Here is a 20592-nt window from a genome sequence, read left to right as displayed (position 1 = left end):
ACTCCTTACGAGCTAGTCCGCATTATCACTGATAATGCTATCGATAATGTGGTCGACATCTGCCAATTTTAGCACTAACACATCACTTTCAAACGCGGGCGTTGTACGCTGAACTTCGGCTAACACAGGGCCATTTTGGTCTTTAATATCAATGGTGACATTCATTGATAAGCCAATACGCAATGGGTGTTTTGCCACCTGCTCAGGGTCAAGCTCTACCCTTACAGGCAAGCGTTGAACCACTTTGATCCAGTTCCCCGTCGCATTTTGCGCGGGCAATAATGAAAATGCGCTTCCTGTTCCCATATCTAAGCCAACTACTGTGCCGTTATACACGATGTCATCACCATAAAAATCACTGTTAAGGGTAACAGGCTGCCCAATGCGTACTTTTTCCAGCTGGGTTTCTTTGAAGTTAGCATCCACCCAAACAGGTTGAACAGGCACAATCGCCATTAAAGAGCTTTGTGGGCTGACTTGGGAACCCACTTGCACATTTCGGCGCGAAACGTAGCCTGTCATTGGGCTTTTAATTTCAGTACGTTGTAAATTGATCCACGCACTGCGCACACTATCAGCGGCTTGCTGAATGGCAGGCTGTTTTCTTAATGAGGTATTGCGCAATAACGCACGGTTTGCGTTGTATTGCTGAATGGAAATATCCAATGCCGCTTGTGCGAGTTGCACTGCTTCTTGGGAATGTTGCAAATCTTCTTTTGAAATTGTTCCGCTGCGCCCAAGTGCAGCACGGCGTTGGTAATCTTTCTGAGCTTGCGCAAGTGAGATACGGTTTTTCTGTATTTGCGCCTGATACTCATCACCGTTGATATAGAGCTCTTTGGTTTTGCGTACCGTGATCGCTAAATCGTGCTTAGCTTGTTCGAATGCCAGTTGAGCGTTGGTTTTATCCAACACCACCAGAACATCCCCTGCTTTCACCAAATCAGTATTTTCAAAATTGACTTGGGTAACATTGCCTGTTGTTTGCGCAATAATAGGGATTTGCAAACCCGAGACATAAGCATCGTCGGTATATTCTTGAAAACGCAAAACTAAAAACCAATACACACCATAGGCTACAAATAATAAAAGAATAATTATTGTCGCAATGGTCATCCATATTGTTCGGCGTTTTTCATTTTTCGTTTTTTGATTATTTGTTTCTGAATGGGTTGATTGACTCATAATAACTCTCAGGGTCTAAAATCAATATTAATCCTCCCCCTATATTCAGGAAGTAAATACAATAAAGCAAGGGCTAATATTTTACAAATAAAACAATCACCATAAAAAATAAATAATTCATTGATAAATATCAAATAAATAAAAAAATAACAACTTATTATAATAGATTCATTTTATGATTAATTTAAATGAAATTAGTCATAATTAGATAACTTTCATTCAATTTGCATAAAATCAATATCAATTAAATATATTGAATACATTAGTTCGATAATAACCCTTCTTTTTTTGATGCATTTTAAATATGACTAAAATATTTAGCGCTCTATCATTCGATTAAATAATAATCTCATCATATCTTGACGTTGAGGAATGATGGCATGGGATATCATCGTATTTTCGGCTATTTCATACGTATAGAGGATTGTATAGTTTTCTGGTGATAAGTATCCTCTATACCTTGAGACACCAATATCTTGAAGATATTCAGGTATTGAACAACACTCTGGAAATGGGGATAAATGTTTCTCGTATTTATCAAGGAGTAAATTAGCCTGTTTTCTCCCGATACCTAATTCCTTTAACGAGCTAATAAACGTTTCTGTATACTTAAAATTAACTATCATCCAATCGTTCCAATCATGGTCGTTTAGAGCCTATCCAATAATTGGCCACGTGAATATAATTTATCTTCTTTACTATCTTTTTCTGAAATAGAAAGTAATTTAAGTAATGCAATTGCCTCATCCTTTTTTTCTATCTTCATAAGATTCAATGACATATGCAGGAATGCCATTTTGAGTTACTAAAATAGGCTCTGATAATTCAAGTCCTGCAGCATGCTTTTTAATATAGCTAATAGCCTCTATTTTCATGGTCTACTCCTAATCAATACGACACTCAAGAACTAAATATAGGCCAGCGGCAATTTTCCAGCAATCTCAATGTTTAAAGCAATAACCGGCACATTGGCCGGCTTTTATTTACCACTGTTTAATATTGCGGTCTTCTTGCGTCACAGAGGTGAGTTTTGCCAATTGCGGTAATAATTTATGTTTTAAATCATCCATCAAACTGTAAATCACCGGCACAAATAACAGACTCAAAATTGTCGAACTCAATAAGCCACCAATCACCGCAATCGCCATTGGTGCCCTAAACCCTGCATCCGCACCGCTGGTTAATACCAAGGGGATCATCCCTGCAATCATAGCAAATGTCGTCATGATAATTGGTCGAATACGCTCCTGACCTGCCTCTATGATTGCTGCTTCTTTTGGCATTCCCGAGCGCTGCTTTTCAAGAATAAACTCCACCAGCAAAATCGAGTTTTTGGTCACAATCCCCATCAGCATCAAAATACCGATAATCACAGGTAAATCGATCATCGCACCATATAAAACAAGGGCGATGATGGCACCGCCAATAGAAAACGGTAGCGCGACAAGTATGGTGATTGGCTGCATAAAGTCCTTAAACAACACAATTAAGATGGCAAAGACTAACAAAATACTCAATACCATTGTGGTACCAAAGCGCTCGAACATATCAATCATATATTCCATATCGCCATATTCCACTTGTGAAACGCTGTGGGGTAATTGTTGGTATTCAGGGAGTTGCACCACAATTTCCAATGCCTCACCAAGTGTTAGCCCTTCTAAATTGGCTTCTATCGACATTTGTCTTTGTCGATTAATCCGCTCGATTTGTGAAGGCCCATCACTGGAGTCGATTTTAGCAACCGATTTTAACGGTACAGCTTGCTCCCCTGTGCTATTCACATATAAATTATTCAGTACATCAATATTATTTTGTTGATGCTCAGGTAAAATAACCTGCACCGCCAATTGCCTATCGGGTAAATTAAATTTGGCACTACGTGAGTTAGCCTCCCCCATGGTCGCAATACGTAATGTATTGGCGATCTCCTCAACATTGACACCCGTTCGGCCAATATCCACTAAATTGGGCTTAACAATTAGCTCTTTACGTAATAGCGGTTTCATGACCTGAACATTTTTCAACCCTTCCACTTTGGCCATGGCATCACGCAGTTTTTGCATTGATGCTTCAAGCTCTTGAGGATCCGTCCCTGTAAACATTAAGGAGAACTCTTTGCCACCATTACTGTTGCTAAAGGTATAACGTGCATCTGTTTTTTCACTTAGCCACTTCCCTATTTCAAGCTCAAATTGCTTTTGTGATAATTCACGTTCACTTGGTTCAACCAAAGTGAGGATCATTTCGCCTTTGTGTTGAGCAACCCCTTCTGAGTCGTCCGCTATCCCTGCCACTGTATAAGTTGAAATAATTTCAGGTCTATCTTTTAACTGTTTTGTTATTTCATTCATTTTTTGCTGCGTTTGCTCAACCGGCGTACCTGGTGGCAGCTCAATATTGATTTGGCTGATACTGATATCACCATCTGGCATAAAACCGACAGGTAACAAGCTAGTCACTGCGACTGAACCAATTAAAAAGCCCCCCGCCAATGCAGATGCTAATTTTCGGTGTTTTAACGTGAGTAATAAAAACCGCGTATAACGCGCTATCCAATTTGGAATTTTTACGCCGTCGTGTGCGCCTTTTTGCGGTAGCAGCACATAAGCCGCCATTAACGGCGTCACCAATCTAGCCACTAACAATGAACAGAGCACAGCCGCTGAAACTGTCACACCAAATGGCACAAAATATTGCCCAACAAACCCCCCAATAAAACTGACAGGCAAGAACACCGCCACAATGGTTAATGTGATTGCCACAATTGCAAAACCGATGGCATCAGATGCTTTTAGTGCCGCTAAATAGGGGCGTTCGCCACGTTCGATATATTTTTGGATATTTTCAATTTCAACAATGGCATCATCTACCAATATCCCAATAACCAATGTCAAAGCCAGCAACGTAATACTGTTCAAGCTGTAATCAAACAGAGCTAATACAAAGAAGGTCGGCAATATCGATAACGGCAATGCCACTGCCGCCACCAACGTTGCACGCCAGCTTTTCAAAAAGAAAAAGACGATAATGACGGTAAGAAAAGCCCCTTCTAATAAGGTCTGAATGGTTAAAAAGAAGCTCGATTCTGTATATTTAACCGTTGAGGAAATCAGGCGAATATCAATATCTGGATTCGCTTTTTGTAATTTTTCGACCGCTTCAGCGACGCCTTGCTCCACCTTGGTATCACTGGAGCCTTTGGCACGATAAACCGCAAAACCCACCACGTCCTGACCATTGAACTGCGAAATAGATTTCACATTCTTATGGCCATCATAAATATTGGCAATTTCGCCTAACCGTACCGATTGCTGATTATCAACGGGTAACATGATGTTTTTAATCTCATCCGCGGTCGATTTTTCACCTAATACGCGGATGGTATGCAGCAACGAGTTATATTTTGAGTTACCACCCGCTGAGTTCTGGTGATTATTTTTCAGTAATTCATTAATACTGGCTATGGAGATTTGCATCGCAGCTAATTTGTTCGCATCGGGTTCAATGCGGATCACGCGTTCGGTATCCCCTAAGCGACTGACTTTTTGCACCCCTGGAACCGTGATCAATTGCTTACTCACAGTGTCATCCACAAACCAAGACAAATCCGCGAGAGATTCAGTTTCCGACGAAACGGCATAACGTAGAATAGCCCCACCCTCGACATCGACGCGGTTAATCAATGGCTCATCTATTGTTTGGGGTAGCTCTCCACGGATTTGCCCCATCTTTTCGCGCACATCATTGGTAGCCACGTGGGCATCGACACTAAGATCGAATTCGATAGTCGTGGTCGATGCACCTTCACTAATGGAAGAGGTAATATGGCGAATACCAGGTATTCCAGATACTGCGCGCTCAACCCGCTTTGTTACTGCATTTTCCAGCTCTGTTGGCGAAGAACCATCTTGTGTTACGGTGACAGTGACAATCGGAAACGTCACCACAGGGTTGGCAGTTACAGGTAATTGATTAAAGGAGAATAACCCTGCGATAGTTAATGCCAAAAACATCACTATTGTCGGAATCGGCCGAGTAATGGCCCAAGAAGATAGCTGTAATTTCATTGGCTATCCTTTACAGGCACAATAATGTCATCATCTGATAAAAAAGCTTGTGCATAAGCCACAACATCTAAACTCGGCGCTAATGGTGTTAACACTTCCACTCGCCCTTGCTGAATTTTGCCAATTTGTATTTTTTGTTTCGCCACTTTGCCGTCTGTCACAGTAAAAATATAACGTTCGCCATTGGGTTCTGTACGAATGGCACTATAAGGTAGCGATAGCTGTTCACAGGGTGAATTTCTGTACACCATGGTGCCCGTTTCACCTAGACGCACTTGTTTAGTCGGCTCTGTAAGCGCCACACGGATTTTTCCAAGTTGGGTTAATGCATCTATTTTTGGCGACAAATAACGTAATCTCCCCAATGCTGATTGGTTTTCATCAAGGTTAATCACCACGGGATTACTGCCCACAATGCGAGAAAGTTCGGAAGGGTGAGCTTGCGCTTCAAACTCTAATTCATTATTTTCAATCAACTTAAATAACAAGCTGTTATCTGACAGCGTACCATTCATGGCGTGACGTTCACTGATCACCCCCGAAACAGGGGCAATAATTTTCGATTTGTCTTCTTGGCTTTGTTCACGCATTAACTGGGCTTTGAGTTGGCGCAGCTCTGCACGGCTTGCTGTTAACAATGCGCTCTGTGCGGCTGCTTCTGATTTGGCTTTGCCAAATTCATTCGCCGAAATCACCCCTGTTTTTGCCAGCGGTGATAAGCGTTGCAGCTCTTGTTGAGATTGAGCGCTGAGTGCTTCTTGTTGTTTAATGTATGCCGCAGCTTTATCAATTTCTGCTTTTAATTGATTAACCCCTGCACTTTGGATCGGTGATTCCAACGTCGCGAGCAATTGCCCTTTTTCAACCCATTCCCCTTCTTCCACAAACACTGCGGTAACCATTTGCTGTTGCAATGGAGAACCAATCGAAATTTCGTTTTTTGCCACAAATTTGCCAGGAATGCTGACGACATCAACCGCCATCACATTTTTTGGGTTTGTGACGCTTAGGCGAATTTCCTCTGCCTGCATATTCAAGCAGATGAAAAATAATGAAATGGCTAAAAAAATGTGTTTCATAAGTCATAAAATTCCCGAGTAGACGCTCGCGCTACTGTAATTTCGCTTAACCCTAAACTCCATAAACCAAAGTTAAACCTTAATTTTTCGTTAAGCTTGGCAAAAATCATCAAGTGCATTTTTGCCATACGGGAAAATTATTAACTGAGATCAAATATCGACCATAAATTAGCTAGCCAATTATTTATTTCCGATATGTTTTAGTGATACTATTCGCAAACAATATAATTATCATTCTCATTTACATTTGCTAGGGATTACTATGACTAAGCAACATCACTACACACTTGTCGCCGCAGGTATTTGCGCGGCTTTGGCTTCATTTAGTACGACAGCAGCAGAAGATTCAGACAAACTTATCGTCACCGCATCAGGTTATTCACAACAATTACGCGATGCCCCTGCCAGTATTACGGTGATCACCGCCGAACAGTTACAAAACAAACCTGTGCGCGACCTTGCTGATGCGGTTAAAGACGTAGAAGGTGTCAGCATTGTGGGTTCAGCCAATAAACAAGATATTAATATCCGTGGCTTACCCGGTGAATACACCTTAATACTGGTTGATGGCCGTCGCCAAAACAGCCGTGAGTCACGCCCAAATGGCAGCGGTGGTTTTGAAGCGGGCTTTATGCCGCCCGTCGAAGCCATTGAGCGCATTGAAGTGATCCGTGGACCAATGTCTTCCCTGTATGGTTCCGATGCAATGGGTGGTGTTATCAATATCATCACCAAGAAGGTAACTAATGAATGGCACGGTAGCGTAACAACAGGCACGATTATCCAAGAAAACAGTGATAGCGGTAATTCCACCGACGGTAACTTCTATCTGTCAGGCCCACTCGTTAAAGATAAATTAGGCTTGCAGTTATACGGCGGTGGTGATTATCGTCAGGAAGATAAAATTACAGATGGCCACTACAAAAAAGACAACAAAAGTCTCACCGCTAAGCTAAGTTTTACACCAACTGAAAATCAAACCTTCCTTTTAGAAGCAGGTAGAACACTGCAAGAAAGAGAAGAAACCCCGGGCAAATCCCTTGCTGAATATGAAATGCGCGGACAATCAAAACAATATAATAAAAAAACCGAACTCTACAATAACCGAAACCACGCCGCGCTGACTTATAAAGGTGAATGGGATTCGTTTAATACAGAGTTAAGTGTCTATCAAGAAAGTACGAAGAAAAAAACCAAAACAGAAATTAAAGATGCCATCACTAAGCTGACTGAATACCGCTATGAAGACCGTGTACCTGAAATTACTAATACAGTGGTAGATGGTAAAGTTGTTGCGTTCTTACCTGACAACATCTTAACAGTCGGTGGTCAATACCAATACTCAAAACTCAAAGACAGCTCATTGGTTTCAAAAGGAAAATTTGAAAATAGCAGCATGAGTGTCGACCAATCTGCTTTATTCGTTGAAAACGAATTTACTGCAACTGATGACCTCATTCTAACGGGTGGATTACGTTTAGATCACCATGAAACTTACGGTAACCACTGGAACCCTCGCGGTTACGCGGTTTATTATCTAACTGACGAAATCACCATTAAAGGTGGCGTGTCATCTGCATTCCGTGCGCCAACACTACGTGAGGTCAGTAAAGGTTATGGCACTTCTACAGAAGGTGGAAATGGGATTATTTATGGTAATCCAGACCTGAAACCTGAAAAAAGTGTTAGTGAAGAAATCAGCATTGCCTATAACCATGAGTCGGGCTTTGATGCCAGCCTGACCCTATTTAATACTGACTTTAAAAACAAGTTAACCAGCTATAACACTGGCAATCCAGACCCGCTTTCAAACCTAAATCTCTATACTTATGACAATGTCGGTAAGGCAAATGTTAAAGGAGTTGAAATCGCAACAGGTATTCCAATTGCTAAAGACTGGAAATTCAGCGCCAACTACACCTACACTGATTCAGAGCGTAAAAGTGATGATGAAAAACTCGGTAATGGTATTTCACTTAAAGGCTATCCATTGGATAAAACACCAAAACATATGGCTAATGCGAAATTAGATTGGCAGTTTAACGAAGATCTCAATTTGTATACACGTGCACAATATACTGGTGAACAAGTATGGGCAGCACAGCGCAACGGTTCAAAAGTTCCTCGTTACCGTAGCGGCTATACCACCATGGATGTGGGCGCAACTTATCAAGTATTAAAAAATACCAAGTTGAACTTTGCGGTGCTCAATATTGGTAATGAAAAAGGCCCTAAAATTGATAAAGTAGATGGAAACTGGGATGTGGAAGATGGACGCCGTTATTGGGCGAACATTAACGTCAGTTTCTAATTTTAATTTTTGTAGGCTACCTATTCGATACTCTAAATCATTCAAGTTGCATGTAGGCGACAAGAGAAGATATCCCGATGAGCATACAAAAGTATGTGATTCGGGTAGCCGAGCGTAGTCAACAACCATGCAGCTTGAAGGATGACGAGTATATGAACAAATTATTCACCGCTAGCTTATTGCTCTGTATCGCCAGTAATGCCATTGCTCGCCCTAGCCAAAGTATTCCGCCTTTGGATGATAACGTCGCACAATTTTACGATATTAAACAGACGGATATGGCTTATGGCGACCGAGCACTACGCATCTACAGTGCCGTGCCGTATAACGTCACGGCCAAGCGCCCTGTACTGTATATGCTTGATGGAAATGGGTTATATCCAAAAGTCGTCAACCGTGCCGTGGAAACACTCAATAAAGACTCACTACCCATTATTATCGGCATCGGTTACCCCGTTGATGAGGCCTTTCCAAAGGCTTTACGCACCTATGACTATACTCCGCCCGTGTCTGGGGAAGACTTTAGCCATGGTGGGGGAGCACCTGCATTGTACCAGTTTATAAGCCAAACACTGCGCCCTTGGGCTGAACAACAATTTCCTATTGATAAGCAAAAACAAACCTTATTCGGCCATTCATTTGGTGGGTTATTCACCTTAATGGCTTATCAACAAAAACCCGATGATTTTCAGTACTATGTTTCAGCAAGTCCGTCATTGTGGTGGGGGAAAGGTGAAATGGTGCAACTAGCGAAACTCACTGAAAAACAAGCCACAGCACCTATTTTTGTCACTTTGGGTGGCTTAGAAGAGACCCCTGATTTGTCCAAGTTAACGGCAGAACAAGTCCAAAACTACCAAAACCGCAAAAGTTGGATCAGTCCCCGCCAAGTGTGCACTGAAATTCAAACCCATCAGCGAGTATGTGAATTCACTTTATTTGAGGGTAAAAGCCACGGAAGCGTGATCCCCGATGCCATCAATAAAGCGTTGGCGGTTGCCACGCACTAGGGGTTGTTTATCTTTGATGGTCAATTTTCATTTGAATTAAAGCCATTTTAGGCAAGGCGAGAGGGTCGCCGCCTAGTCAATTAGGCAAGGGCCTCTCAACGTAGCATCAAATGAGTGAAACGAGCTTTAATCGAACCCGTAGGGCAGCCTTTAAGCACAGTTTTGAGCACAAATCTCGACTTACACATTCATCCATTTTTGGGATTGTTTTTTGACCTTTTAGTGGTGAAAATCCGTGGCAAAGATAAACACCCCCTACCTACCCACTAATGGGTTTTAGCAGGTCACTGTAAAGATCGGCTAAAACCCCATTTTCCGTGAATGATTTGCGTATCCACTGAGTCACTTGCCCTGTTGCTGAATGCTGTGTGGCTAATAGCATATTAGAATCTTGCCGCGGGTTTTGAATATTTTTGACCACTAATCGGCCACTCTTAGCGTGCTCTTTCACCATATAGTCTGGCAAAAATCCGATCCCCTCGCCCAATATTTGGCACTGGCATTTGGTATTAAAGTCTGGCACCTGTATCGCTTCTTGCCCATGCAGTAACCATCCAACTCGTTTATTTATCGTATCTGCGGTGTCTTCCACCATGATATTGGGATAAAGACGCAACTGGCTTTCAGCAATCGGCTCTGGCATTAATGCGAGTGGGTGTGTTGCCGCAATGGCAAACTGCCAATGAATCGCGCCTATTTCCGTATAATCTATTCCACCGCCATCCATTAATGTCCCCGGTGCGCCAATCGCAATATCTGCATGGTTATTAATAATTGCATCCCATACACCGTTATACACCTCGGTCGTCACAGTAATTTGGCAAGTAGCAAATTGTTTCTTTAATATTTGCAGTAACTTAGCCGTATGGTAAGGGGTATATAAAAGTTGGTTAATACAGATGCGCACCCGCGCTTCAATACCTTGTTCAATAGAATAAATACTTTTTTGAATGGAATGAAAGTTATTCAGTAAGTCCGTTGCCTTACGATAAAAATAATAACCCGCTTCCGTTAATTCAATATTGCGAGTATCACGTATAAACAACGCGACATCCAAATAAGTTTCAATACGCTTAATAGTATAACTCACGGCCGATGTGGTAATACCTAATGCTTCTGCGGCTTTACTGAAGCTCGCAAATTTAGCTGCGGTAGTGTAGGTCAATAAATTTTCTTCAGTAAAAATTGAGTTCATACTCGCCTTCCCAAAGTGTTTTAATTTTAATCAAATTGGCTTTTTATGTGAATATTATTCAATAGATTGAAAACCAGGCTATTTTTCAACCGATTTATTGATAGCTTAACAGAATAATTGCCAAGAAGAAGTGTTTTAATCTCATTTGTCTTAAGCTGTCATTTTAACCACAAAAGCTGAGAGACTATTAATAATCAAAATACTTAATATTATTGAATTAAATACCCAAACCAAGTATTAACATTTACCCTGACCGCGATCAAATTAATCACAAATTTAACAATCATAAAACCTTCAATTTGATGTACGTCACAGAACAGAATAATGACGTCTCACCGTTCTCTATTAATTAAAAATAATCGATAAAAACGAGTAAAAAACAGGCAAAAAACGTCAAAAAAGGATGAAAAATAATGCGTACACGCACAAAAAAGGCTGATTATTGAATTTTATTCAACAATAGAGCCTCCCATTGATGAATTAAATTTAAATGGATTCTTTTTATTAATCGCAATTGGTATGCTCTAACCATCATAAATAATCTTTAAATTGTCTTTATCTATGTTGGCAATATCAATAAGCCAACCTAAGGGGAAAATAATGACCGCCAGCACACTTTCTCAAGAATTTTTAACCGCTGCTGAAAAAGGGCAATTAGATTTATTAAAAGGTTGCCTTGAAAAAGGTGTGGATATCAACACAACCAACCGCCAAGGCCGTACCGCTATTGTGAATGCAAGTCTCAATAAACATTATGAATGTGTTTCTTTTCTAATTAATGCAGGCGCAGACATCGATAAACAAGACCAAACATGTTTTAACCCATTTTTATTAAGCTGCTTGAATAACGACTTAACATTATTACGCCTAGTGTTACCGGCAAAACCAAATTTAGATTTATTAACACGTTTTGGTGGTGTGGGGATCACGCCAGCAAGTGAAAAAGGCCACGTTGAGATAGTCCGTGAACTGCTCGAAAAAACAGAAATTAACGTCAACCACACCAACTTTGTGGGCTGGACTCCGCTCCTTGAAGCTATCGTCTTAAATGACGGTGGCGAGAAGCAACAGCAAATCGTTAAGCTGCTATTAGAACATGGTGCAAACCCGCATATGACGGATAAATATGGCAAAAAACCGTTAGAACTTGCACGTGAGAAAGGCTATCACGAAATTGCTGAACTACTGGTTGCCGCGGGCGCGTAACTAAACCATATACTCTAAATAATTCAAATTGCATGTAGGCGACAAGCGAAGATAGTTCGATGAGCATACATAAGTATATGATTCGGCTAGCTCAGTGCAGTCAACACCCATGCAACTTGAAGTATGACGAGTAGAGATAAGGAGGCATGTGAACGCATCCATATCCCATCGGCAAATATTATACGGGCTCACGGCTGATAACCATTTTCTCAACCTTTTACATCAGCCGCAGTCTTTAGGAAAAGTAGAGCAGGTATTCAATAAAGCGATTAATTTTACGGTAGAGAATACCCTTTATTCATTACTTTGCTCTTCGTTAGATAATGCACCAAATAGTTGCCGATTAATAAATACTGACTTTTCTCTTTTAAAATTAAAAGCAGGAGACCCTATTTATCTCTCAAATAAAGAATGGAATATTGGTGAAAATTACACAATTTCGTTTTCTTTATGTAAACACTGGCAACCATTAAAAATTAATTTTGATTCTAAAAAATTAATTAACGAAAACTATTTGTTATATATAACAAACCAAATTAAAAGTTTAGATTTTATTTTACAGGATAACTCAAGCTCTCTATTTAATTATCAGGGAGATAACTTATTTTATCTAACCGTATCAAAACAATTGGTTCAATTACGTCTAAATCTAATTGAATCATTAATTAACAAAGACCAACAAAGTATTACCAAGGTTATTAAGCAATTTGTTGGGTTAGGTATTGGGCTTACGCCTTCTGGTGATGATTATTTAGTTGGGTTAATGGCATTTTTGTTATTAAAAGGTCACCCTGCTTGCACTTTATTCCCTGCTTTTTATCAAGGGATAACACAAAGCAAAAGCCAAACGACCCCCATTAGCGCCATCACGTTAGAAAAGGCCTTAAACCAAGAATATCGCGAAAACATGCAGCAATTAATTCAATCATTAGTTGATGCGCAAGAGACAAATATTTATCCACAATTTTTAGAGATTTTAAATATCGGGTCGAGTTCAGGCAGCGACATGCTATTTGGCCTTCGCGACGCTTTGTATCTCACTCACTATTTCGGAGAAAGACATGTCGACTAAAGTTGTCATAAAGAAAAATACCTATTTTGATTCCGTGTCACTGATGTCTATTTCGACTAAAGCCAATCAGCTCGATAATGTTGAGCAAGCTTTTGTCGCGATGGCAACGGAGATGAATAAAGGTGTTCTGCGTAATTTAGGGTTATTAACTGCTGAGTTAGAAGAAGCCAAAAATGGCGATTTAATGATTGTGATTAAAGGGCCAAGTGATGAAGCCAACGATGCAACATTAATTGCTATCGAAGAATTATTTAATAAGAAAAATCAAGGTGGCGGATCCCATGAAGCAAAATACGCCACTATCAATTCCGCGAAAACACACATTCCAGATGCCAACTTAGCGGTGATTTCTGTCAATGGGCAATTTGCTGCTCGTGAAGCGCGTATTGCGTTAGAAAATGACCTTAACGTCATGTTGTTCTCAGATAACGTCTCCATTGAAGATGAATTGGCTCTGAAACAACTTGCCAGTAAAAAAGGCTTATTAATGATGGGCCCTGACTGCGGAACCGCGATTATCAATGGCACCGCACTGTGCTTTGGTAACAATGTACGCCGTGGCAGTATTGGGATTATTGGTGCGTCGGGTACAGGTAGCCAAGAGCTGAGCGTGCGTATCCATGAGTTCGGCGCTGGCGTCTCTCAATTAATCGGTACAGGCGGTCGCGATTTAAGTGAAAAAATCGGCGGTATCATGATGATTGATGCCCTGAAGATGCTTGATGCGGATGAAGAAACGAAAGTTATCGCGTTAATTTCTAAGCCACCAGCACCAGCGGTTGCAAAAAAAGTGCTGGAGCAAGCTGAAAAATGCCATAAACCCGTTGTTGTCTGTTTCTTAGGTAGCCAGCCACTACCAGAAGATAAACCAGGACTAACCTTTGCACAAGGCACCAAAGAGGCGGCACTGAAAGCGGTTCTGCTAACAGGGATTCGTAAAGAAGATTTAGACCTGCACCCACTGAACCTGCCATTAATCGATGAAGTACGAGCTAAACTCAAACCTGAGCAAAAATACATTCGCGGCCTGTTCTGTGGCGGTACACTGTGTGATGAAGCCATGTTTGCGGCTCTGGAAAAATATGACGATGTTTACAGCAATATCCAGCCAAACCCTGAATATCGCTTAAAAGATTTAAACAAAAGTATTGCCCACACGTTCCTCGACTTTGGTGATGATGACTTTACCAATGGTAAACCACACCCAATGATCGACCCAACAAACCGTATTGAGCGTTTACTGCAAGAAGCCCGCGACCCAGAAGTTGGCGTCATCATGATGGACTTTGTCCTTGGCTTTGGTTCTCACGAAGACCCTGTTGGCGTAATGATTGACGCTATCAAAGAAGCCAAAAATATCGTCAAGAAAGATGGCCGTGAATTAGAAATTTTAGGATATGTGCTAGGTACAGACCAAGACACACCAAATATGGATGCACAGGTCAAAATGCTGACTGATGCAGGCGTGATTTGGGCAAGCAGCAGCACCAATACTGGGTTATTAGGACGTGAGTTTGTGTGGAAAGGGGAGAATGCATAATGACGACATTATTTAAGCAACCATTAAGTGTCATCAATGTGGGTATTGAGATGTTCAGTGATGACCTGAAAAAACAACATGTTCCAGTGACGCATTTAACATGGACACCACCTGGACAAGGCAACGTTGCGGTTATTCGCGCTCTCGACCAAATCGAAGGAAATGCCGCGCTGCAAGAAAAAATTGAAGCCGCTAACGCACAAGCTCTTGAACGTATTATTCAGTCCCAACCTGTATTAATCGGCTACGACCAAGCGATTAACGTTGTGCCAGGGATGACAAAAAACACCATTTTACACGCAGGCCCGCCAGTGGAATGGAAAGACATGTGCGGCGCAATGAAAGGTGCGGTAACAGGTGCTCTGGTCTTTGAAGGCCTTGCGAAAGATTTAGCGGATGCTGAGCGAGTTGCGGCATCAGGTGAGATTATTTTCTCTCCGTGCCATGAGCACGATTGTGTGGGCTCCATGGCTGGAGTGACGTCTGCATCGATGTTTATGCATATCGTTGAAAACAAGACTTATGGTAACCGCGCATTCACGAACCTGAGTGAGCAAATGGCCAAAATTCTGCGCATGGGTGCAAACGACCAAAGCGTGATTGACCGCTTAAATTGGATGCGTGATGTCTTGGGCCCAATGCTACGCGACGCCATGAAAATTGTTGGTGAAATTGACCTGCGTTTGATGTTAGCACAAGCGCTGCATATGGGGGATGAGTGTCATAACCGTAATAACGCGGGCACTACATTGCTCATTCAAGCGCTAACCACTGGGATTATCCAAACCGATTTCTCTGTCGCACAGCAAAAAGACGTGTTTGATTTCGTCGCAAGCAGTGATTATTTCTCAGGCCCAACATGGATGGCCATGTGTAAAGCGTCAATGGATGCGGCACACGGCATTGAGTACAGCACTGTGGTCACGACGATGGCGCGTAACGGTTATGAGTTTGGCTTGCGTATCAGTGGCTTACCAGGTCATTGGTTTACAGGCCCTTCACAGCAAGTTATCGGCCCAATGTTCGCAGGTTATAAACCTGAAGATTCGGGCTTAGATATTGGTGACTCAGCAATCACTGAAACCTATGGTATCGGCGGCTTCGCAATGGCAACGGCCCCCGCAATCGTCGCATTAGTCGGCGGTACAGTAGAAGAAGCGGTGGATTTCTCTCGTCAAATGCGCGAAATCACATTAGGCGAAAACCCGAATGTGACTATCCCATTACTCGGCTTTATGGGGATCCCAACCGCCATTGATATTACGAAAGTTTCAGCTAGCGGTATTTTACCTGTCATCAATACAGCAATTGCCCATAAAGATGCAGGTATCGGCATGATTGGCGCAGGTATCGTTCACCCGCCGTTTGATTGCTTTGAAAAAGCCATGTTGGCCTACGCACAGAAATACGCTTAGTTTCCAGTAATAAAAAATAACGCCCGACTAAAGTCGGGCAATAATAAAACATCAATACCCAAGTTATTAGCATACCAAAGTGAAATAAAACCAACTCAGTTGCGACTTAAAATAAGTAAGCTATTACCCAAAGTAATTTAAGTTGCAACAAGGCGGCAAGCAAGGATATCTCAGGGAGCATACATCAGTATGTGACCTGAGTAGCCGAGAGCAGCCAACGCAGTTGCAGCTTAAAGTATGAAGGGTAATGACGGGTATACAGGGGAATACTTAAAATGAGTATACTTAACATCAAATGGAAACGTGGGGATTTAGCCGCCTATTTTGGCCTAATGACCAATAACTTAACCAACCTCCTCACCATGATGGGCTTATTAATTTTCGTCGTTGGGATCCCATCCGAAATTGTTTACGGCCGCATCGCTCCCGCTTTTGGCTTCGCTGTTTTACTCGCCAGCATCAGTTATGCCTACTTTGGTCAGCAAATGATCAAACAAACGGGTCGTAATGATGTGACCGCACTGCCTTCTGGCCCAAGTGCGCCGTCCATCTTCACCGTGACGTTCTTAGTTATTATGCCCGTGTACCAAACCACGCAGAATGCCGAGTTTGCCATTCAAATCGCCTTGGTTTGGTGTTTTGTAGAATCGATGATTTTAGTCGGTGGTTCATTCTTAGGTGAAACCATCCGTAAGATGATCCCACGTACCGTGCTGTTATCTTGTTTGTCTGGCTTAGGTTTACTGCTTCTGGCGATGAACCCAATGCTGCAAGCATTTGAAGCACCGACCGTTTCTTTTGTGGTTTTACTGTTAATCTTCATTAACTGGTTCGGTAAAAAGCCTATCTTTGCTCGCGTTCCAACAGGTTTGCTGCTGTTGATCGCAGGTACCGTATTGGCATGGGTTTCTGGCTTACAAAGTGCCGAAGCAATTAAAGATTCTATGGCGTCATTTGGTTTTAACCCTCCTGGTATCCACATTGATAGCTTCTTCCAAGGCTTACCACACGCGCTGCCATACTTAGCATCTGCGGTACCATTGGGCTTAGCAAACTATATCTTTGACCTTGAAAACATTGAAAGTGCGCACGCCGCAGGTGATGAATACAACACACGTAAAGTCATGTTAGCGAACGGTTTATCTTCCACAGTTGGTTGCTTTATGGGTAACCCATTCCCTGTCACTGTTTACGTGGGCCACGCAGGTTGGAAAGCAATGGGCGCAAGCGTGGGCTATACCTTAGCATCCGGTATCACCATGTTTATCGTGCCATTATTCGGTATTGGTGCATTTATGTTAGCTATCATCCCAATGACCGCTATCGTGCCAATTCTGGTGTTTATTGGGGTTGTTACTGCTAACCAGGTGGTGCGAGAAACGCCAAAAGTGGAAGTCCCTGTCATCTTTATCTGTTTGTTCCCATGGATTGCCAACTGGGCGCTTACCATGGTGAACAGTGTGATGGGAGCTGCAGGCACCTCTGCAAGTGCGATTGGTACTGAAGTTCTATTACATAAAGGCGTTTATTACCAAGGACTTGTTCATTTAGGTAACGGCGCACCATTAGCGAGTATGTTGTGGGGTTGTATTGCTATCTTCGCCATCCTCAATCAACCATTACGTGGTGCGATTGCCGCAGCTGCAGGTGCAATATTAGTATTCTTTGGAATTATTCACTCCCCAGCGGTAGGAATTGCAACGGGTTCAACCTTGATGTTTGTTTACGCTTACCTCATGATGGCGGCTTTATTTGTACTCAAGCATTTTTTAGATAGCCGTAAATCGGTTGAAGAACAACAAGCTGAAAAGTCTGAGAAGCTCAGCAAGTCAGTGTAATGCAGCCAACCTTGCCTAGTAGGTGTGCGCTGTACACCTACTATCCGAACTCTCTGTATCAGGAAATATTAACAATGAAAGAACTCGTGGTTGTTGCCATCGGGGGCAACAGTATTATCAAAGATAACAACAGCCAGTCTATCGAAGCTCAAGAAAAAGCCGTCCAAGAAGTCGCACACCATATTAGTGACATGCTTGAAGGTGACTACAACATTGTTTTGACTCATGGAAATGGACCTCAAGTTGGGCTGGATTTACGTCGTGCTGAAATCGCCCACGAAACCGAAGGCTTACCATTAACACCGCTCGCTAACTGCGTTGCAGACACACAAGGTGGGATCGGTTATTTAGTTCAGCAAGCACTCACTAACGTCCTTGCAAAGCGCCATAATCGCCAAGCGATAACGGTTGTCACGCAAGTGGAAGTGGATAAAAACGACCCGAACTTTAGTGCACCAACAAAGCCAATCGGTGCATTCTTCACGCAAGAACAAGCCAACGAACTGCAACAAACCAACCCAACGTGGCATTTTGTGGAAGACTCTGGCCGCGGTTACCGCCGTGTTGTTGCCTCTCCAGAACCAAAGCGAGTGATTGAATCAAAAGCCATACGCACCTTAACAGAGCACGATTATGTGGTCGTTGCTGCTGGCGGAGGGGGTATTCCTGTTATTGATAATGGAAATGGTGGATACAAAAGCGTTGATGCGGTAATTGATAAAGACTTATCAACCACATTGCTCGCCAAAGAACTGAATGCCGATATTTTGATTATCACCACAGGTGTCGAAAAGGTATGCATACACTTCGGTAAACCAGAGCAAAAAACCCTCGGAGAAACGTCCACCAGCGATATGCAACGCTATATGGAAGAAGGCCATTTCCCTGCAGGTAGTATGTTGCCAAAAATTGAAGCAAGCCTGTCGTTTATTGCCAACGGCGGCAAGCGTGTAATTATCACTACCCCTGAAAAATTACCTGAGGCCTTACGCGGCGAAACAGGTACCCACATCGTTAAAGGGTAAATGTTAGATTCGCAGATCTTCTTATCAAGATCCGCGAATGTCTTATCCGTCTCGCAGTTTAATAATCTCCCAGATCGTTTGAACATGATCTGGGCGGTTAAGTGCCATCCCAAAAAGGAGTTTCTATGACAGCAGAAAGACCATCCGGCAGAAGAGAGTTCCTATCCACAGGTGCAAAAGTGGCTGCCGCTTGCACCTTGTTTGGCGCGATGTCGAGTATCGCCAATGCACAAAACGAACCCGCTGGGCAATCCGCTATTTCAAGTATCACCGACAAGCACTACTATCTCGATGATGTGTTACTGGAAACAGGGTTTAACTTCCGTGATTCAACAGTAATCGGCACGAAAACAGCCTTACAAACCATTGAAATCGATCAGGGCAAAATTGTTGCGGTTTTACCGAATAAACAACATACCAATAGCGCCTTAAATACCTATAGCGCACAAGGCAAACTAATGTTGCCTGCGTTTCGCGATATGCATATTCACCTCGATAAAACCTTCTACGGTGGCCCATGGCAAGCCCCTGCATCTCGTGAAGGTAAAACAATTATGGATATGATCGCACTTGAGCAAAAAATGTTGCCCGAGTTGCAACCTTTCACCGAAGAAAGAGCGCACGCGCTGATCAACTTGATCCAATCCCAAGGATCCACCATTGCACGCAGCCACTGCAATATCGAACCTGTTTCTGGATTGAAAAATTTAGAAGCGCTACAAAAAGTACTGGGCGAACATCAACAAGATTTGACCTGCGAAATTGTCGCGTTCCCGCAACATGGGTTATTACTCTCTAAATCAGTGCCATTAATGCGTGAAGCCATGCAAGCAGGCGCTCATTACGTCGGTGGCTTAGACCCAACCAATGTCGATGGCGCGATGGAAAAATCCCTTGATGCTATGTTCCAAATCGCCTTGGATTACAATAAAGGCGTGGATATTCATCTACATGAAACCAGCCCAGCAGGTTTTGCTGCTATCGAGTATATGATTAAAACTGTGGATGAAAACCGCAGCTTACGTGGAAAAGTCACCATCAGCCATGCCTTTGCACTGGCAACATTAAGCCCTGAACAAGCTGAAAAAACGGCAAAGCAGCTAGCAGAACAACAAATCACCATTGCCTCAACCGTACCGATTGGCACACTGCATATGCCACTGAAAACACTCAATAAAAATGGTGTATTTGTGATGACTGGAACAGATAGCGTGGTTGACCATTGGTCGCCATTTGGCCTTGGGGATATGCTGGAAAAAGCCAATTTATACGCACAGCTTTATACCCGCCCTGACGAACTTTCGTTATCACGTTCACTGGCAATCGCGACTGGCAATATTCTGCCGCTAGATGAAAAAGGAACGCAGGTGTGGCCTGCAAAAGGGGATGATGCAAGTTTTGTGTTGGTTGATGCGTCTTGCTCCGCAGAAGCCGTTGCACGTATTTCACCAAGACATGCAAGCTTCCATAAAGGTAACCTTGCCCATGGTGTTATGCAAAAATCGGTTGCATAACACTCATGCAAAGTAGCGCCGATCGGCGCTATGAGGTTGTTGACAAAGCAGGATAAAAGCGTGGTTTTTCCTGCTTTGTGTTATCAGCCGAAAATCAATGAATTGATTTTCCTCGTCTATTTTCAAAACCAA

The 20592-nt window shown here is 42.5% G+C and carries 13 protein-coding genes and 1 pseudogene; 9 read left to right on the top strand and 5 right to left on the bottom strand.

Annotated features, from left to right (window positions below; translation table 11 throughout):
• Nucleotides 1–12: 12 nt before the first annotated feature.
• The 4 genes and pseudogenes from emrA to PR808_RS05575 all read right to left on the bottom strand — a co-directional run bounded on the left by emrA (nt 13) and on the right by PR808_RS05575 (nt 6334).
• Nucleotides 13–1185 (bottom strand): multidrug efflux MFS transporter periplasmic adaptor subunit EmrA, encoded by a 1173-nt coding sequence (gene emrA / locus PR808_RS05590; RefSeq protein WP_272538902.1) that lies wholly within the window; start codon nt 1183–1185, stop codon nt 13–15.
• Nucleotides 1186–1834: 649 nt separating this feature from the next.
• Nucleotides 1835–2060, bottom strand: a pseudogene (locus PR808_RS05585) (type II toxin-antitoxin system Phd/YefM family antitoxin).
• A gap of 108 nt (nt 2061–2168) precedes the next feature.
• Entirely contained in the window at nt 2169–5255 is a 3087-nt protein-coding gene (locus PR808_RS05580) for an efflux RND transporter permease subunit (protein ID WP_272538901.1), read from the bottom strand.
• Nucleotides 5252–6334 (bottom strand): efflux RND transporter periplasmic adaptor subunit, encoded by a 1083-nt coding sequence (locus PR808_RS05575; protein ID WP_272538900.1) that lies wholly within the window; start codon nt 6332–6334, stop codon nt 5252–5254. Before PR808_RS05575 ends, PR808_RS05580 begins: the two co-directional genes overlap by 4 nt.
• Before the next feature lie 262 nt (nt 6335–6596).
• On the opposite strand from PR808_RS05575, the gene PR808_RS05570 reads away from it, so the two are divergent.
• Both PR808_RS05570 and PR808_RS05565 read left to right on the top strand, forming a co-directional pair.
• Complete coding sequence (locus tag PR808_RS05570) at nt 6597–8645, top strand: TonB-dependent receptor domain-containing protein (RefSeq protein ID WP_272538899.1); 2049 nt, start codon at nt 6597–6599, stop codon at nt 8643–8645.
• A 152-nt stretch (nt 8646–8797) separates the two neighbouring features.
• On the top strand, nt 8798–9655 hold the full coding sequence (locus tag PR808_RS05565; RefSeq protein WP_272538898.1) for an alpha/beta hydrolase: 858 nt from the start codon (nt 8798–8800) through the stop codon (nt 9653–9655).
• Between the two features lie 259 nt (nt 9656–9914).
• On the opposite strand, the gene PR808_RS05560 is transcribed toward PR808_RS05565, so the two are convergent.
• The gene (locus PR808_RS05560; protein ID WP_206085112.1) at nt 9915–10850 is read right to left on the bottom strand and encodes a LysR substrate-binding domain-containing protein; all 936 of its coding nucleotides are present in this window, start codon (nt 10848–10850) and stop codon (nt 9915–9917) included.
• A 600-nt stretch (nt 10851–11450) separates the two neighbouring features.
• Between PR808_RS05560 and PR808_RS05555 the strand changes: the two genes are divergently transcribed.
• The 7 genes from PR808_RS05555 (at nt 11451) to PR808_RS05525 (ending at nt 20460) form a co-directional block, all read left to right on the top strand.
• Complete coding sequence (locus PR808_RS05555) at nt 11451–12056, top strand: ankyrin repeat domain-containing protein (protein WP_206085113.1); 606 nt, start codon at nt 11451–11453, stop codon at nt 12054–12056.
• 148 nt (nt 12057–12204) lie between these two features.
• On the top strand, nt 12205–13128 hold the full coding sequence (locus tag PR808_RS05550) for a DUF2877 domain-containing protein (RefSeq protein WP_272538897.1): 924 nt from the start codon (nt 12205–12207) through the stop codon (nt 13126–13128).
• A complete protein-coding gene (gene fdrA / locus PR808_RS05545; RefSeq protein ID WP_272538896.1) occupies nt 13118–14668 on the top strand; it encodes an acyl-CoA synthetase FdrA in 1551 nt (516 codons plus the stop codon). Before PR808_RS05550 ends, fdrA begins: the two co-directional genes overlap by 11 nt.
• Entirely contained in the window at nt 14668–16083 is a 1416-nt protein-coding gene (locus tag PR808_RS05540; RefSeq protein ID WP_206085116.1) for a DUF1116 domain-containing protein, read from the top strand. The genes fdrA and PR808_RS05540 overlap by 1 nt, the downstream gene beginning before the upstream one ends.
• Nucleotides 16084–16358: 275 nt before the next feature.
• The gene (locus PR808_RS05535; RefSeq protein WP_206085117.1) at nt 16359–17921 is read left to right on the top strand and encodes a xanthine permease; all 1563 of its coding nucleotides are present in this window, start codon (nt 16359–16361) and stop codon (nt 17919–17921) included.
• A gap of 74 nt (nt 17922–17995) precedes the next feature.
• Complete coding sequence (locus PR808_RS05530; RefSeq protein WP_206085118.1) at nt 17996–18946, top strand: carbamate kinase family protein; 951 nt, start codon at nt 17996–17998, stop codon at nt 18944–18946.
• 125 nt (nt 18947–19071) lie between these two features.
• Nucleotides 19072–20460, top strand: coding sequence for an amidohydrolase family protein (locus tag PR808_RS05525; RefSeq protein WP_272538895.1), 1389 nt, complete (start codon nt 19072–19074; stop codon nt 20458–20460).
• Nucleotides 20461–20592: the final 132 nt, after the last annotated feature.

This window comes from Providencia sp. PROV197 (genome assembly GCF_028479625.1).
Lineage (GTDB): Bacteria > Pseudomonadota > Gammaproteobacteria > Enterobacterales > Enterobacteriaceae > Providencia > Providencia vermicola.
This window is presented reverse-complemented; position numbering and strand designations above follow the sequence as displayed.